14 protein-coding genes are annotated in these 16380 nt (G+C 73.5%); 10 read left to right on the top strand and 4 right to left on the bottom strand.

All coding sequences use genetic code 11. The features are described 5' to 3' along the window. Positions 1-2: 2 nt before the first annotated feature. From ACFWIS_RS01055 to ACFWIS_RS01035, 5 genes are all read left to right on the top strand, one after another. Positions 3-1232: an acyltransferase gene (locus ACFWIS_RS01055; protein WP_380460572.1), complete on the top strand. Its 1230-nt coding sequence runs from the start codon at positions 3-5 to the stop codon at positions 1230-1232. Positions 1233-1467: 235 nt separating this feature from the next. Beyond that, the gene (locus ACFWIS_RS01050; RefSeq protein WP_380460574.1) at positions 1468-3387 is read left to right on the top strand and encodes a galactose oxidase-like domain-containing protein; all 1920 of its coding nucleotides are present in this window, start codon (positions 1468-1470) and stop codon (positions 3385-3387) included. Between the two features lie 52 nt (positions 3388-3439). Further along, positions 3440-5830 (top strand): Dyp-type peroxidase, encoded by a 2391-nt coding sequence (locus tag ACFWIS_RS01045; protein WP_380460576.1) that lies wholly within the window; start codon positions 3440-3442, stop codon positions 5828-5830. Between the two features lie 88 nt (positions 5831-5918). Next, positions 5919-6266, top strand: coding sequence for an MmcQ/YjbR family DNA-binding protein (locus ACFWIS_RS01040; protein ID WP_380460578.1), 348 nt, complete (start codon positions 5919-5921; stop codon positions 6264-6266). Between the two features lie 197 nt (positions 6267-6463). Beyond that, positions 6464-7678 (top strand): alpha/beta hydrolase, encoded by a 1215-nt coding sequence (locus ACFWIS_RS01035; RefSeq protein WP_380460580.1) that lies wholly within the window; start codon positions 6464-6466, stop codon positions 7676-7678. Between the two features lie 30 nt (positions 7679-7708). Here ACFWIS_RS01035 and ACFWIS_RS01030 read toward each other — a convergent pair whose 3' ends face one another. Further along, positions 7709-8698 carry a helix-turn-helix transcriptional regulator gene (locus ACFWIS_RS01030; RefSeq protein WP_380460582.1) on the bottom strand — a complete coding sequence of 330 codons (990 nt, stop codon included), beginning with the start codon at positions 8696-8698 and terminating at the stop codon, positions 7709-7711. 135 nt (positions 8699-8833) lie between these two features. Here ACFWIS_RS01030 and ACFWIS_RS01025 point away from each other — a divergent pair, with 135 nt between their 5' ends. Next, positions 8834-9412, top strand: coding sequence for a TIGR03086 family metal-binding protein (locus ACFWIS_RS01025; RefSeq protein ID WP_380460584.1), 579 nt, complete (start codon positions 8834-8836; stop codon positions 9410-9412). Positions 9413-9481: 69 nt separating this feature from the next. On the opposite strand, the gene ACFWIS_RS01020 is transcribed toward ACFWIS_RS01025, so the two are convergent. Next, positions 9482-10495, bottom strand: coding sequence for an aldo/keto reductase (locus ACFWIS_RS01020; protein ID WP_380460586.1), 1014 nt, complete (start codon positions 10493-10495; stop codon positions 9482-9484). Beyond that, on the bottom strand, positions 10492-10995 hold the full coding sequence (locus ACFWIS_RS01015; protein ID WP_380460588.1) for a MerR family transcriptional regulator: 504 nt from the start codon (positions 10993-10995) through the stop codon (positions 10492-10494). The genes ACFWIS_RS01020 and ACFWIS_RS01015 overlap by 4 nt, the downstream gene beginning before the upstream one ends. A 119-nt stretch (positions 10996-11114) precedes the next feature. Here ACFWIS_RS01015 and ACFWIS_RS01010 point away from each other — a divergent pair, with 119 nt between their 5' ends. Next, positions 11115-11948, top strand: a complete 834-nt coding sequence (locus ACFWIS_RS01010; RefSeq protein WP_380460590.1) for a serine hydrolase domain-containing protein — start codon at positions 11115-11117, stop codon at positions 11946-11948. A 54-nt stretch (positions 11949-12002) separates the two neighbouring features. Here ACFWIS_RS01010 and ACFWIS_RS01005 read toward each other — a convergent pair whose 3' ends face one another. Then, entirely contained in the window at positions 12003-12779 is a 777-nt protein-coding gene (locus ACFWIS_RS01005; protein WP_380460592.1) for a pirin family protein, read from the bottom strand. 253 nt (positions 12780-13032) lie between these two features. On the opposite strand from ACFWIS_RS01005, the gene ACFWIS_RS01000 reads away from it, so the two are divergent. The 3 genes from ACFWIS_RS01000 to ACFWIS_RS00990 all read left to right on the top strand — a co-directional run bounded on the left by ACFWIS_RS01000 (position 13033) and on the right by ACFWIS_RS00990 (position 16320). Then, entirely contained in the window at positions 13033-14229 is a 1197-nt protein-coding gene (locus tag ACFWIS_RS01000) for a PucR family transcriptional regulator (RefSeq protein WP_380460627.1), read from the top strand. A 91-nt stretch (positions 14230-14320) separates the two neighbouring features. Next, the gene (locus ACFWIS_RS00995; protein ID WP_380460593.1) at positions 14321-15280 is read left to right on the top strand and encodes an ACP S-malonyltransferase; all 960 of its coding nucleotides are present in this window, start codon (positions 14321-14323) and stop codon (positions 15278-15280) included. Next, a complete protein-coding gene (locus ACFWIS_RS00990; RefSeq protein ID WP_380460595.1) occupies positions 15277-16320 on the top strand; it encodes a beta-ketoacyl-ACP synthase III in 1044 nt (347 codons plus the stop codon). The genes ACFWIS_RS00995 and ACFWIS_RS00990 overlap by 4 nt, the downstream gene beginning before the upstream one ends. The last annotated feature ends 60 nt before the right edge of the window (positions 16321-16380 follow it).

Below are 16380 nucleotides of genomic sequence, written 5' to 3'. Positions count from 1 at the left end.
CCATGGCCCACCCGCTCACCACCCTGCGCCGCGCCGCCGAGAAGGTCGACGCGAAGACCCCCGAGAGCCGCGACCGCGCCCTGGACGGGCTGCGCGCCCTCGCCCTGCTGTCCGTCCCGATCGGCCACTGGATGCTCGGCGGCCTCACCCTCTCCCCCGACGGCGCCCTGCACAACGCCAGCCCGCTCTCCTCGCTCGGCTTCTTCGCCCCGGCCAGCTGGGTGCTGCAGATGCTCGGGGTGTTCTTCCTGGTCGGCGGCCACTCCTCGGTCCGCTCACTGGAGCGGGCCCGGGAGAAGGGCCTGTCGTACGGGAGTTGGCTGCGGACCCGGACGGTCCGGCTGCTGCGCCCGGTGCTCGGGGTGACGGCGGTGTGGGCGCTGCTGATCCCGCTGCTGCCCCGGCTCGGCGTGCCCGCGGACACCCTGCGCACCGGGGCGACGCTGGTGGTGCAGCCGCTCTGGTACATCGGGGTGTACCTGGCACTGACCGCGCTCACCCCGCTCTGCACGGCCTTCGGGCGGCGGCTCGGCGGCTGGTCGGCGGCCCTGCTGGTGACCTCGGTCGCGACCGTCGACCTGCTGCGGTACGGGCCGTGGGCCGACGCGATGCCCTCCTGGCTCGGCCTGCTGAACCTGCTGCCGGGCTGGATGTTCGGCTACCAGCTGGGTGTGCTGTGGGCGCAGGGCCGGCTCGGCCGGTCGGCGGCCCGGGTGCTGCTGCTCGGCGGCGGCGCGCTGTTCGCCGTCCTGCTGGTGGTGTTCCACTACCCGGCCAGCATGGTCGGGGTGCCGGGCGTCGAGCGGACCAACTCGCACCCGCCGTCCCTGCTGGTGCTCGCCCTGGCCGCGGCGCAGTGCGGCGCCGCGGTGCTGCTGCGGGAGCGGCTGGGCCGGCTGCTGAGCCGCCGTCCGCTGCTGTGGCTGCCGGTGGTGGTCGTCAACCTGTCGGCGATGACGATCTTCTGCTGGCACCAGAGCGCGATGCTCGCCGTGGCGGTGCCCGGCGCGGCCGGCCTGGGTGCCGTTCCCGGCCTGACCACCGCACCGGACTCGCTCGGCTGGGTGGTCGCCCGGCTGGCCCTGCTCCCGCTGTTCGGTGCCGCCCTGGTGGCGATCGGGTGGTTCACCCGGCGCTTCGACGGGCCCTGGACGTCCTTCTCCCGGGCCGGCAAGGCGCTGGCCGGCACGGCCGCGGCGCTGTTCGCCGCGTACGCGCTGGGAGTGGTGTGACGCACGCCGGGCGATCAGGGCACGACAGGGGCGCGGACCGACCGGTCCGCGCCCCTGCGGCCGTTCCGAGACGCCCCCGGAGCGGCGACCGCTCCAAGGGGTGCATCCGCATGCGAACCACCACGCACTGTGATGTCGTGTGACGGTCGGCGACCATCGCTGGACCGCGCCCGCCCACGGCCCGCCTGTCCGCATTCGCCGCCCCTCCCCGGAACACCCCCGCCCTAGGAGACCCATGTCCCCGTGCCCACCGCGCCCGCAGTCCCGGCCCCGGGCCGGCCGCCGGCTGCCGGCCACCGCCGTCGTCCTCGCCGTCGGCGCCGGCACCCTGCTGGGCGCCGCCGCCCCGGCGCTCGCCCACGGCGGGGACGACCTCGCCCCGCACGTCGACTCCCGCCGGATCGCCGAGGAAATGCGCCAGGACGAGGTCGCCGCCCTCGGTCAGGAGCACGCCGAGGAGCACGCCCGGATGCGCGCGGCCGTCCGCGGCATCGGCGACTACCCGCAGACCACCCGGACCAACCGGTACAACGCCCTGACGGCCTCCCAGGCCGACCACAACAAGGCCTTCGCACCGGAGACCTGGGGCGCGTTCAAGGAGTACTTCCCGTCCCCCGACTTCGGCGACCACGTCGCCCTGCTGCCCACCGGCAAGGTGCTGCTGTTCTCCTTCGAACGGATCGAGACCAACCCGGAGAAGGAGCCCGCCCCCACCCAGACCACCGGCAAGGAGAACGCCGGCCGGGCCTTTCTCTGGGATCCCGCCAAAGGCACCGGCAAGGACGCGTTCAAGCAGGTCAACCCGCCGGTCTCGGACATGCCGGACGGCCTGAACGAGCCCCGCCCGGTGCCGTTCTTCTGCTCCGGCCACTCCTTCCTGCCCAACGGCATGCTCGGCGTCTTCGGCGGCAACCTGGGCGGCAACGGCGGCACCGGCGCCAAGCTCTCGCTGGTCTTCGACCCGTGGACGGAGACCTGGACCCGCAACCCCGACATGTCGGTGGGCCGCTGGTACCCCTCGGTGGTGACCGGCGCCGACGGCCGGCAGCTGATCATGTCCGGCCAGTCCGAACTCGGCTACGGCACCCCGACCCCGGTGGTCGAGCGCTTCCCCGCCAAGGCCTTCCCGGTGCCGGTGAAGAAGACCGACACCCCCGCCAACACCCCGGTCGAACGGTTCAAGGTCGACGCGCCGTTCAGCTTCGACTACCCGCACCTGTTCTCGCTCAACGACGGCAACGTCTACGGCTTCGGCCGCGCGGCCAACGAGCAGTGGAAGTTCGACCCGGTCGCCGAGACCCGCACCGACCTCACCGCCCGCCCCGACGGCCGCAAGCGCAACTACGGCTCCGCCGTGATGCTGCCCGGCGGAGCCAACGGCCCGGACTCCGCACTGGTCCTCGGCGGCGACCGCGACAACCCGAGCACCCTGCGCTTCTCCAACGGCAGTTGGACCGCCGAGAAGTCCCGCGCCTTCGGCCGCACCCAGGACGACACCCTGCTGCTGCCCAACGGCCGGCTGATGACGGTCAACGGCGCCTACGACATCCGCGACTACGGCAACGGCCCGTACAACCCCAACGCCGACCTCAAGTACCGCCAGATCGAACTGCGCGACGACCAGGGCGACTGGCAGCTCGGCCCGGTCCAGCGGCTGCCGCGCGGCTACCACTCCAACGCGGTGGTGCTGCCGGACGGCCGGGTCATGGTGACCGGCGACGAGCTCCAGCAGATGGCCAACAACACGGACATCAACGGCACCGTCGACGGCGTCCCGGGCACCTCCGGCCCGATCACCATGAACGGCACCATCGAGATCTACGAACCGCCCTACCTGCACCAGGGCGACCGGCCCGCACTCGCCAACGCGCCCACCGCGCCGGTCGGTTACGACAGGAAGTTCACCGTCACCAGCACCACCCCGGCCCTCGCCGGCAGAGCCGTCCTCATGGCGCCGACCACCTCCACCCACTCGGTCAACACCAGCCAGCGCTACGTCGACCTACGGCTCACCAGCCGGGCCGGCAACCGGCTGGAGTTCCAGGCCCCGCCGGACGCCAAGGCCGCCCCGCCCGGCTGGTACCTGCTCTTCCTGCTCAGCGACAAGGGTGTGCCCAGCGTCGCCCAGTGGGTGCAGCTCGGCCCCTCCGCCTGATCCCCCCCAACCCCTGATCCCCCCTGCACCCCCGGAAGGAACCCCGAGAACGATGACCACGGATCTGAGCCTGCGCGAGAGCGAGGAGATCCAGGGCGACGTCCTGGCCGGCTTCAAGAAGGACAACGTCAGCGTCCTGTTCCTGAAGTTCGAGGACGCCGCCCGGGCCCGCGACTGGCTGCGCCGGCTGACCCCGCAGATCTCCACCACCCGCGAGGTCGCCGCGTTCAACGAACGGTTCAGCGAGGCCAAACAGGCCGCCGGCGGCGACGACCCCAAGTCGCTGAACGCCACCTGGCTGGGCGTCAGCTTCACCTACGAGGGCATGCGAATGCTGGCCGGCAGCGATCCGTTCCCCACGCCCCCACCGGTCGGCGGCGGCCTGGAGGCCTTCAAGGACGGCTCGGCCAAGCGGGCGGGCGCCCTCGGCGACACCGGCGACAACCGCCCGGAGACCTGGCTGTTCGGCAACGGCACGAACCAGCCGATCCACGCCGTGCTGAAGATCTCCGCGGACACCGAGCGGGACCTCCAGTCGGCGATCGAGGCCCAGCGGATCGCCGCCGCCGAGTGCCGGGTGCTGATCGTCTACCAGCAGAACGCCCAGACCCTGCTGGGCAGTCGGCGCGGCAAGGAGCACTTCGGCTTCAAGGACGGCATCAGCGAGCCCGGCATCCGGGGCTTCGACCAGCCGAACCCGAGCAAGCCGGACGAGGTGGACGGCCACCCGGGAACCCGGCTGATCCCGGCCGGCGAGTTCATCTGCGGGCTGCCCAACGACCAGTTCAGCGGCCCGCCGAGCCAGTACCCCGAGTGGGCCCGCAACGGTTCCTTCCAGGTGATCCGCCGGCTCGCCCAGGACGTGCCCGGCTGGTGGTCGCAGGTCGCGGTCAAGCTGGAGGAGCTGAGGAGCGCCAAGGCCGTCCCGGAGCACGCCACCACGGAGTGGCTGGCCGCCCGGCTGGTCGGCCGCTGGCGCTCCGGCGCACCGGTCTGCAAGCACCCGGACCGGGACGTGCCGAACAACCCGGACGCCGCCAAGGACAACGACTTCACCTTCCGGGACGACCCGGAGGGCCTGGTCACCCCGCTCTGGTCGCACCTGCGCAAGACCGAACCGCGCGCCGGCCTCCAGGAGGCCCCGGACAAGCCCCCGTTCGACGCCAAGGACCTCAACGGCCGGCGGATCATGCGCCGAGGCACCCCGTACGGCGCCCCGTTCGACCCGGCCTCCGAGGGCCCGGGCGGCCCCGACGACCCGCGCGGCCTGCTGTTCATCTGCTACCAGGCGGACATCCAGCGGCAGTTCGAGTTCATCCAGGTCGACTGGATGGACCAGCCGAACTTCCCGCCGAACCGGGACAGCCAAGGGAACACCCCGCCCGGGCACGCCAAACCCCGTCCGGTGCCGGGCCGTGACCCGGTCACCCAGAACTGCCTGGACCCGGACAGCCGCGAGATCACCCCGGTCGACTTCGAGAGCCGGGACGCGAGCGGCCTGGTCGAGCACACCCCGCTGAGCTTCGCGCAGTTCGTCCGGACCACCGGCTCGGTGTACGCCTTCATGCCGTCCCTGAGCATCCTGCGCGGGCTCTGCGAGGGGCGGCTCACCCCGGTCGGCCGGCAGAACGGCGGCCAGACCGGCACCCAGACCGGCACCCAGACCGGCGGCCGGCCCACGCCGCAACCGGTGAAGGCCTACCCCTGCGACGAGTTCGTCACCGTCCCGGACCAGTACCGCCGGAACGGCCAGAGCCAGTACTGGGCCTTCCACGGCGACCGCTGCCGGCTGATCTCGATCGCCGACGGCTCCGCCCACACCGACCGCAAGGTCGAGGACGACGCCTGGCTGACCAGATGGACCTGCCTCCAGGGCGTCGGCCGGGTCGACTGCGTGCTGCCCGTACCGGACCAGCAGGACCCCGGCGGCAAGAGCTGGTACTGGGTGTTCCACAGCACCATCGGCCGCCAGCAGTACCGGCTGGTCTCGATCACCTGCGCCAACGGCCGGTACACCACCGCCCTGGAGCGCTCGGACCGCGACCTCACCTACTGGGGCTCGCTCAGCGGCGTCGGCCAGGTCGACTGCTGGCTGCCGGTGCCGGACCAGCAGCGGGTCGGCGGCAAGAGCTGGTACTGGTGCTTCCACACCACCAGCGGCCGTCAGCAGTACCGGCTGATCTCGATCGCCGACGGCTCCGCCCACACCGACGTCCGCGAGCGCACCGACCGCGAGCTCTCCCAGTGGTCCTCGCTGAACGGCCTGAGCCGGGTGGACTGCTTCCTGCCCGTCCCGGACCGCCAACGGGTCGGCGGGAACAGCGAGTTCTGGGCGTTCTGCGGCCAGAGCTACCGCCGGATCTCGATCGCCGACGGCAGCGGCCACCCGGACCGGCTGGTCGACAGCGACCGCACCTGTGACAACTGGGCCTCGCTCGGCTGAGCCGGACCCACCCTCCGGACGCGCGCCCCCGGTGTGCCGACCCGCACGCCGGGGGCGCGCCGTCCGAGCCCTGGTCTACCCTGCGGCCATGGTGACGTTCGATGAGTTCCGCGCGATGGCCCTGGGTCTCCCCGAGGCCGCCCAGGAGCCGACCTGGGGCATCGAGACGCTGCGGGTGCGCGGCAAGGTCTTCGCGATGGGCTCGCCCGAGGGGGACAGCATCACCCTCAAGGCCTCCCGCGAGGACCAGGCCGAACTGATCGCGGCCGAGCCCGAGGTGTTCTCCTTCGCCCGGTACGTCGGCCGGCACGGCTGGGTGAGCGTCCGACTGGACCTGGTCGACCGGGAGGAGCTCGACGACCTGGTCACCGAGGCCTGGCGGCGCACGGCACCCAAGCGGGTGGTCGCCGGATTCGACGCCCGGCACTCCGGCTGACGCCGCACTACCAGCTACTCGGAGACGCTGGAAGGACACCCCCGGTTCATGTGATCCATCCCACAGTTTAGGCAGGTCCGTCACCCTCCCGTGACCTCTACGCTTGCCCAGGGAAAGTTCAGGGAAGTTCAGCAGTCCAATCGCACCCTCCGGGCACCGCCCGAGAAACGGTGACGGGCCCCAAGGGAGTTGGTGCGGTGCGCAACCGTCGACGCTGGAAGCGGGTACTGATCGGGGCGTTCGCGGGTTGTGCCGTGCTCGCCGACGCCGGTGCCTCGGCGGCCGCGGCCGCGGTCTCCTCGGAGCAGCTGGCGATCTCCACGCCCCCGGCCGGCAGCGCCGCCTGGATCCAGGACCACTCCTTCGGCCGCCTGCTGCCCGACCCGGCCACCACCAGCCCCGCCGACGCCGCCGCGTTCTTCGCCTCGCTCGCGCCCACCGAGCTGGACCGGCTGGTCAAGGCGTACCCGCTGGTCGTCGGCAACTACGACGGCGCCCCGCTGGACCTGCGCTACCGCGCCAACCGGATCGCCCTGGCCGACGAGCGCGACGCCGCCCGGGTCCGCGCGGCCGACAAGAAGCTCGACTCGGACACCCGAGCGCTGGCCGTCTCCCGCGCCAACGACGTCGAGCACCTGCTCTCCCCCGACCGGCAGGTCCTCGCCTTCGACCCGCGCGGCCGCGGCCTGGTCACCGAGGTCTGGGGCGACCTCGCCGACGCCGAGCGGATCTCCGTCCTCGTCCCCGGCTCGGACGCCGACCTCGGCCACTTCGACCAGACCGCCGAACCGCTGCGCTCCCCGGCCGGCATGGCCCGCGCCCTGTACACCGAGGAGCAGCGCCAGGCCCCGGGCACCCGGACCGCCGTGATCGCCTGGACCGGGTACGTCACCCCCTCCGGCCTCGGCCCGGACGCCGCCACCTCCCGGCTCGCCGACGTCGCCGCGCCCCGCCTGGAGCGGCTGCTGGCCGGCCTCAAGGAGACCACCCGGCCGGACGCGCCCCCGTCGCTGCTCTGCCACTCGTACGGCTCGGTGGTCTGCGGCACCGCCGCCCCGAGGATCCCGCGCGCGGCCGCCTCGCCCTCCGACACCTCCGGCATCACCGACATGATGGTGTTCGGCAGCCCCGGCATGGGCGTGCAGTCCGCCGGCGACCTGGGCCGCGGCGTGCACGTGTGGGCCACCCGCAACCCCAGCGACTGGATCGGCAACGTCCCGTTCCTGGAGGTCGGCAAGCTCGGCCACGGCGCCGACCCGACCGGCAGCGGCTTCGGCGCCGAGCAGATCTCCTCCGCCCGGGCCTCCGGCCACAACGGCTACTTCACCGACGGCACCGACAGCCTGCACAACTTCGCGGCGATCTCGCTCGGGGACTACCGCGACGTGGTCCGGCCCCAGTCCGACTCCTAGTCGGTCCGGCTCGGTCGGTCCGGGTCCCCGTCAGGTCGGCTGCTCCTGGTACAGCCGCAGGGCCTCCGCCGCCGCCCGCGCCAGCTCGCGCCGGGCGGCCGGCGGGCCCAGCACCTCGACCTCCGCGCCGAAGGCCAGCAGCGAGCGGACGGCCGCCGCGGCCGGGAAGGCCATCGCCAGCTCGACCCACTCCTCGGCCGGCCCGGTGCCCGCCTCCGGCGGCGCCGCGGTGACCCGGCCGCCGTGGATGCGCAGGAACATGTCCAGCCGTCCGCGCCGGACCCGCACCCGCACCGGCAGGTCCTTCGGCAGCCGCTCCACCTGCTCGCGCAGCGCCGCCCACACCTCGCCGAGCGCCACCCCGGCCCGGCGGCGCACCGCCTCCCCGGTGGTCTCGGCGTCCAGCACCCGGTCGACCCGGAACAGCCGCGGCTCGCCGCCCAGATCGGCCACCAGGTACCAGACCGCGGCCTTGCTCACCAGCCCGTACGGGTCGACGGTGTACTCGACCGGCGCGGGCGTGCCGCTGTGCCGGTAGCGCAGCCGCAGCCGCCGGTCGGCGAACACCGCGTACTGCAACTCGCCCAGGTCGGGCCCGCTCCCGGTGCCCGCCTGGGGGTTCTGCATCCAGCGCGCCGGGTCGACCAGGACGCGCTCGCTGATCCGCTCGGCGGCCGGGCGGTGCGGGGCGGGCAGCGCCGCCATCACCTTGCGCAGCGCCGAGCCGAGCGCGCCGTCCAGCCCGAGGTCGCTGTGGGCACCCTGGGCGGAGAGCACGAACAGCGCCCGGGCCTCGTCCGCGGTCAGCCCGGTGACGTCGGTGCGGTAGCCGGGCAGCAGCTTGATGCCGCCGTGCCGGCCGCGCTCGGTGAACACCGGCACCCCGGCGGCGGAGAGCGACTCCACGTCGCGGTAGATGGTGCGGACGGACACCTCCAGCCGTTCGGCCAGTTCGGTGGCGGGCACCCGGCCCCGGGTCTGGAGCAGCAGCAGGATCGAGAGCAGGCGTTCGGCCTTCATGGCACCAGAATCCCAACAATCCTGACGGCGCTTGTCAGGTTTTACTGGGAGATTGCGTTCCGAGCCCGAAAGACCGCACCGCGCAGCACACACCGCACCGCGCAACACCACACCGTACGAAGGAGCCGAACGCAGATGAGCGCCGTCCAGGACGCCCGCCCGCAGTACCTCACCGCCCTCGGCCAGCTGGCGCAGCTGTTCGCCGCCGTCACCCCCGCCGACCTCGACCGGCCCACCCCGTGCGAGGAGTTCACGCTGCGTCAGCTGCTGAACCACGTGGTCGGCGGCGTCCACCGGTTCGCCTACCTGGGCGAGGGCGGCCGGTCCCAGGACATCGTGCCGGCCATCGAGGACCCGTCCGACGAGGGCTGGCCGGCCGCGCTCGCCCGGGCCACCGCCCGCGCCACCGCCGCCTGGGCGGACGACGCCAAGCTGGGCCGCCCGACCTTCGCCCCCTGGGGCGAGGTGCCCGGCGGCATGGTGGTCGGCGGCTACGTGATGGAGACGGTCACCCACTCCTGGGACATCGCCACCGCCCTCGACAACGGCTTCGTCCTGGACGACGCCCTGGCGCACACCGCGCTGGCCGTCGCCGAGCTGGTCCTGCCGCCCGCGAGCCGGGTCGAGGGCGTCCCGTTCGGCGCGGTGCGGCCGGCCTCCGCGGACGCCGACGTGCACACCCGGCTGGCCGCCTGGATGGGCCGCAAGGCCTGAGCCCCCCGGGGCCCGAAGGCCCGGGGTCCGGGGTCCGGGGAGTCGCAGACTCCCCGGGCCCCGCGGGCGCTACTCCCGCCCGACCGAGGTGTTGCGCATGTCCGCGTAACGGTCCCCGGCGACCTGCCCGGCCAGCGGCTCCAGCAGCGCCAGCTCCTCCGCGCTCAGCCGCAGGGTGGCCGCGGCGGTGTTCTCGGCCAGCCGGCTGCGCTTGCGGGTGCCGGGGATCGGCACGACGGTCAGACCGTGCACCTCGGCCCGCTGGTGCACCCAGGCCAGCGCGACCTGGGCGAGCGTCGCGTCGTGGGCCTCGGCGATCTTCCGCAGCGGGGTGAGCAGTTCGCCGTTGGCGACGGCGTTCTCCCCGGTGTAGCGCGGGTGGGTGCGGCGGAAGTCGTCCGCCGCGAGGTTCGCGGCGTCCTGGAAGGCGCCGGTCAGGAAGCCGCGCCCGAGCGGCGAGTACGGCACGAAGGCGACACCCAGCTCGGCCGCGGCCGGCACCGCCGAGCGCTCGACGTCACGGGCGAACACCGACCACTCGGACTGCACCGCGGCGATCGGGTGGACGGCGTGCGCCTCGCGCAGCTCCGCCCCGGTCACCTCGGACAGGCCCAGCTGCCGGACCTTGCCGGCCTGCACCAACTCGGCCATGGCGCCGACCGATTCGGCCAGCGGCACCTCCGGGTTGCGGCGGTGCATGTAGTAGAGGTCGATCACGTCCACGCCGAGGCGGCGCAGCGAGCCCTCCACGGCACCGCGGATGTACGCGGGGTCGTTGCGGATGGCGCGCTTGGTCGGGTCGTTCTCGTCGCGCTCGATGGCGAACTTGGTGGCGAGCACCACCCGGTCGCGGTTGGCCCGGACGAAGGGGCCGATGAACTCCTCGTTGCGGCCGGAGCCGTACATGTCCGCGGTGTCGAACAGCGTGACACCGGCGTCCAGCGCGGCGTCCAGCGTGGCGAGCGCCTCGGCGGAGTCGGTCGGGCCGTAGAACTCGCTCATGCCCATGCAGCCGAGGCCCTGGACGCCCACCAGCGGGCCGTCGGTGCCGAGGGGGGCGGTGGGAAGGACGGGGTGAGTCATGCGCTCTGCTCTTCCTCTGGTCGTTGGTACTGGCATCGGACGGGGGTGCCGGCACTGTCGGCGACCTTCCCGGCATAGAGATCGATCTTGTGGTCGAGGACGGCCAGCGTCGCCTGGAGGTCGGTGATCCGCTGCCGGACCTCCTCGCGCTGCGCCTCCAGCAGCTCCCGCCGCTCGGGGTAGGTCTCCTCGCCGCGGCGGGCCATGTCCACGTACTTGAGCATGTCCGCCACCGACATCCCGGTCAGCCGCAGCCGGCTCAGGAAGGCCAGCCGGTGCAGGTCCGCGTCGCAGTAGCGGCGCTGGCCGCCGACCGCGCGGTCGACCGGGTCGAGCAGGCCGATCCGCTCGTACCAGCGCAGGGTGTGGGCGGTCAGCCCGCTGGCCGCGGCGACCTCGCTGATGGTGTGCCGCGGGGTGCGGTCCGGCTCGCCGGCCGGGCCCTGGTACACCTCGGCGCAGCTGCGCAGCCCGGCCCTGGCCCGTACGGGTGTGGCCATGATCGATTCCCCCTGTCCTGTAGACGGGAACGACGCTACCGAGTTGGAGTGCACTCCAAGCAAGCCGCTCAGCCGGGTGGCCCCACCACCCCGATCCGGGCCCGGCTAGAGTCGACCGCATGGAGAGCTTGCGGATGATCGACAACTGGCCCGTGCCCCACGCCGCCGCCGCGGTGGTCCGGGGGTCGGACGGCGCGGTGCTGGCCGCCCACGGTCCGCAGCAGCACCTCTTCCCGCTGGCCTCGGTGACCAAGCTGCTCACCTCCTACGCGGCCCTGGTCGCCCTGGAGGAGGGCGTGTTCGAGCTGGACGACCCGGCCGGCCCGCCCGGCTCCACCGTCCGCCACCTGCTGGCCCACACCTCCGGCCTCGGCTTCGACGAGGACCGGCTGTTCGCCGAGCCCGGCAACCGCCGGCTCTACTCCAACGCCGGTTTCGACGTGCTCGCCCGCACCCTGGCCGAGGCCGCCGGGATCGCGTTCCACCAGTACGTCGCCGAGGCGGTGTTCGAGCCGCTGGGCATGCACGACACCCTGATCAACACCGCGATCAAGTCCCCGGCCGGCGCCGGTGGCCTGTCCACGGTGGCCGACCTCACCCGGTTCGCCGCCGAGCTGCAGTCCCCCCGGTTGCTGGACCCGTCCACCGTCCGGCGGGCCACCCGCGAGGTCGCCTTCCCCGGCACCAGCGGCGTGCTGCCCGGCTACGGACACCGCCGCCCGAACGACTGGGGCCTGGGCTTCGAGATCCGCGACGGCAAGAGCCCGCACTGGACCGGCACCGCCAACTCCCCCGAGACCTTCGGCCACTTCGGCCAGTCCGGCACCTTCCTCTGGGTCGACCCGCAGGCCGGCGCGGCCTGCATCGCGCTCACCGACCGGGACTTCGGCCCCTGGGCCGTCGAGGCCTGGCCGCCGCTCTCCGACGCCGTCCTCACCGAACTGAAGAGCTGAAGAGCTGAAGAGCTGAAGGGCTGAAGGGCTGAAGGGCTCGCGGACGGGCCCACCTCAGCCGTACGAGACCGGCGAGTGCATCTCCCAGAGCAGCAGCTGGGCGCCGGTCTCGCCGGCCGCCGGGTCGGCGAAGGCCTCGCCGGTGATCCGCACGCTGTCGCCGGGCACCATCGACCGGCCGGCGCCCTTGGGCCCCGGGACGGTCCGGTAGCCCAGCGTGCCGGCCGTCAGGTGCGCGTACCGCCAGGGCGCCGCCGGCAGTTGCGGCAGCGGCTGCCACGGGCCGGCGGTGGCCAGCCAGAGCGCGGCGTCGCCGCGGCGCAGCCGCAGGGCGTCCGTCCCGGCGTCCCGCTCCAGCCCGGAGGCCAGCAGCGTCAACCCGCCGTCCGCCGGTTCCACCTTGCGCAGCCCGTACGCGGGGGCGGCGTCGAACTCGTCCGGCTGCAGCCACATCTGGACGAAGCGCACCGGGCCGGTGGCACCGCCGACGTTGCGCTCGGTGTGGGTGACCCCGGAGCCCGCGCTCAGGTGCTGGACCATGCCCGGGCGCACCACCCCGCTGTGGCCGTGCGAGTCCCGGTGGGCGAGTGCGCCCTCCAGCACCCAGGTGAGGATCTCGGTGTCCCGGTGCTTGTGCTCCTCGAACCCGGCGCCGGGGGCGAGGAGTTCCTCGTTGCAGGCGAGCAGCGCGCCGAAGTGGGTGTTCTTCGGGTCGTAGTGGCCGGCGAAGGAGAACGCGTGCCGGGTCTCGACGCCCTCGGCGGGGGTGGAGCGGTAGCGCTCGGCGGTGCGGCGCAGGTCGGCACGGGGGCGGGCGGCGGCGTCGGTCACGGGCCCCACCGTACTGTGCCGGGCGGCCCGTCCCCGGGCACGGGCACGCCCCGCGGCCCACGGGTGTGACCGGGACCACCGGGCCCCCGCGCCGGGGGGTGTGCACGAGCAGTCACCCGCGTGAGGCAGTCTTGTCCTTGTGCCAGCCGCTTCCGCGAACTCCAAGAGCGATCCCACTCCCGCAGCCGATCCCACCGGGAACAGTCCGGCTCCCCGGGGCGGCCGCGACCGCCCCGGCCGCCCCGCGCCCCGTCTGACGGCCCAGGAGCGCAGAAACGCCGCCGAGCGGGCCGAGCGCCGGGCCGCGACGCTCAAGCGGCTGGAGAAGTCCTCGGGCAAGCTGGCCACCGCCGCGATCGCGCGGATGGACGACCAACTCGGCTGGTACCGGCGGATGCCACCGGAGCACCGGTCCTGGATCGGCCTGGTCGCCCAGGCCGGCATCGCGGCCTTCACCGAGTGGTACCGCCACCCGGAGGCCGCCCGGGCGATCTCCACCGACGTCTTCGGCACCGCCCCGCGCGAGCTGACCCGGGCGATCACCCTGCGCCAGACCGTGGAGCTGATCCGCACCACGATCGAGGTGATGGAGGAGGCCATCGAGGAGGTGGCCGCCCCCGGCGACGAGGCGGACATGCGCGAGTCCGTGCTGGTCTACGCCCGGGAGATCGCCTTCGCCACCGCCCAGGTGTACGCCCAGGCGGCCGAGGCACGCGGCGCCTGGGACGCCCGGCTGGAGGCGCTGGTGGTGAACTCCCTGCTGTCCGGCGACGCCGACGAGGGGGTGCTCTCCCGCGCCGCCGCGCTGGGCTGGGGCCAGCCCAGCCAGGTCCGGGTGGTGATGGGCAGCGCCCCGGACGGGGACAGCGAGCTGGTGGTCGAGGCGATCCGCCGGGCCGCCCGGTACGCCAAGCTGAACGTGTTGACCGGGGTCCTGGGCAAGCGCCTGGTGGTGGTGGTCGGCGGTGAGAAGGAGCCGGTGCACGCCGCCCGGGCGCTGATCGGCCAGTTCGCGCCGGGCCCGGTGGTGATCGGCCCGACCGTGCCGGACCTGCTGTCGGCGACCCGCTCGGCGCACGCCGCCGCGGCCGGCCTGCGGGCCTGCGCCGCCTGGCCGGACGCCCCCCGTCCGGTGCTCGCGGACGACCTGCTGCCGGAGCGGGCACTGGCCGGGGACCAGGCCGCCCGCGCCCAGTTGGTGGAGGAGATCTACACACCGTTGGACGAGGCCGGCTCCGCCCTGCTGGAGACGCTGAGTGTCTACCTGGAGCAGGCGTCGTCCCTGGAGGGGGCGGCCCGGATGCTCTTCGTGCACCCCAACACGGTGCGCTACCGGCTACGACGTGTGACCGACGTCACGGGGTACGCCCCCTCCGACGTACGTTCGGCGTTCACTCTGCGGATCGCACTGGCCCTCGGCCGGCTCGCCGCCGCCGGGGAGCCCGGCTGAGCCGGAGTGTAGGGACCATACAATCCCGGATGGTTTTCTTCGTTACCGTCGCCTACCCGCCCCTGGGCGCCTGGCGAGAGAGGGTTGAACCGTGCTCGTAATCGTCGCCCCTGGACAGGGTGCCCAGTCCCCCGGTTTCCTCAGCCCCTGGCTGGAGCTCGACGGTGTCGCCGACCGCCTGCGCGGCTGGTCGGAGGTCGCCGGGCTCGACCTGGTGCACGCCGGGACCGAGGCGTCCGCCGAGGACATCAAGGACACCGCCGTCGCCCAGCCGCTGCTGGTCGCGGCCGGTCTGATGACCGCCCGTGAGCTGTTCCCGGACGAGGACGTCGCCCGCAAGCTGGTCGGCGCCGTCGCCGGTCACAGCGTCGGCGAGATCACCGCCGCGGCCGGCGCCGGGGTGCTCAGCGCCCATGACGCCCTGGCCTTCGTCCGCGAGCGCGGCCGGGCCATGGCCGAGGCCGCCACCGTCACCGAGACCGGCATGACCGCCGTGCTCGGCGGCGACCCGGAGGTCGTCGCGGCCAAGCTGGCCGAGCACGGCCTGACGGCGGCCAACAACAACGGCGGCGGCCAGATCGTCGCGGCCGGCACGCTGGCCCAGCTGGCGGACCTGAAGGCGGACCCGCCGGCCGGCGCCAAGCTGATCGCCCTCAAGGTGGCCGGCGCCTTCCACACCGAGCACATGGCCCCCGGCGTCGAGCGGCTGGCCGCGCTGGCCCCGAGCCTGACCGTGGCCGACCCGCAGGTCCGCTACGTGTCCAACAAGGACGGCGAGGTCGTCGGCTCCGGCGCCGAGGTGCTGGCCCGCCTGGTGTCGCAGGTCTCCAACCCGGTCCGCTGGGACCTCTGCATGGAGACCCTCGGGCAGCTGGGCGCGACCGCCGTCATCGAGCTGTCCCCCGCGGGCACGCTGACCGCCCTGTTCAAGCGCAACCTGAAGGGTGTGGCCACCCTCGCCCTGAAGACCCCCGCCGATCTGGACAAGGCCCGCGAGCTCATCGCGGAGCACGGCGGTCAGGAACAGCAGGACCAGGAGGACCAGGCATGACCAAGCCGCAGATCCGACCCACCACCGGCGCGCAGTACGCCCGCATCCACGGGGTCGGCGGCTACCGTCCGGTCCGGGTCATCCCCAACTCCGAGGTCCTGGAGTGGATCGACTCCTCCGACGAGTGGATCCGCACCCGCAGCGGGATCGCCGAGCGCCGCTGGGCGGGCCCGGAGGAGAGCGTCGCCGAGATGTCGCTGCAGGCCGCCGGCAAGGCGATCGCGCAGGCCGGCATCGCCCCCGAGCAGATCGGCGGCGTGATCGTCGCGACCGTCTCGCACCTCAAGCAGACCCCCGCGATCGCCACCGAGATCGCCGAGCGGCTCGGCTGCGGCACCGCCCCCGCCTTCGACATCTCGGCCGCCTGCGCCGGCTTCGGCTACGGCCTGGGCCTGGCCGACGGCATGATCCGCGGCGGCAACGCCGAGTACGTGCTGGTGATCGGCGTCGAGCGGCTCAGCGACCTGACCGACAAGTCGGACCGTTCGACCGCCTTCATCTTCGGCGACGGCGCCGGCGCCGCGATCGTCGGCCCGTCCGACACCCCGGGCATCGGCAAGCTGATCTGGGGCTCGGACGGCTCGCAGGCCGACGTCATCACCCAGACCCAGGCCTGGGACACCGCCTTCGCCAAGCCCGACGCGATCAACGGCCAGGCCGAGGACCCGGAGCAGGGCCGCACCTGGCCGGCCCTGCGGATGGACGGCCAGCCGGTGTTCCGCTGGGCGGTCTGGGAGATGGCCAAGGTGGCCCAGCAGGCGCTGGACGCCGCCGGGGTCACCGCCGACCAGCTCGGCGCCTTCATCCCGCACCAGGCCAACATGCGGATCACCGACGCGATGATCAAGGCGCTCAAGCTGCCCGCGTCGGTGCCGGTCGCCCGGGACATCGCCGAGACCGGCAACACCTCCGCCGCCTCCATCCCGCTGGCGATGGAGCGCATGCTGGAGTCCGGCGAGGCCCACAGCGGCGACCTCGCGCTGATCATCGGGTTCGGGGCGGGTCTCGTCTACGCTGCGGCGGTCGTTACGCTCCCCTAGGCGCGTTTCGCCCCATCCATCCACAAGCCCGTGTTCGGCTGACGGTCGGACACGTTCAAC

Source organism: Kitasatospora sp. NPDC127060 (assembly GCF_042724935.1).
Lineage (GTDB): Bacteria > Actinomycetota > Actinomycetes > Streptomycetales > Streptomycetaceae > Kitasatospora.
Note: the sequence above shows the minus strand (reverse complement) of the source record. Positions and strands in the feature narration are given on the sequence as shown.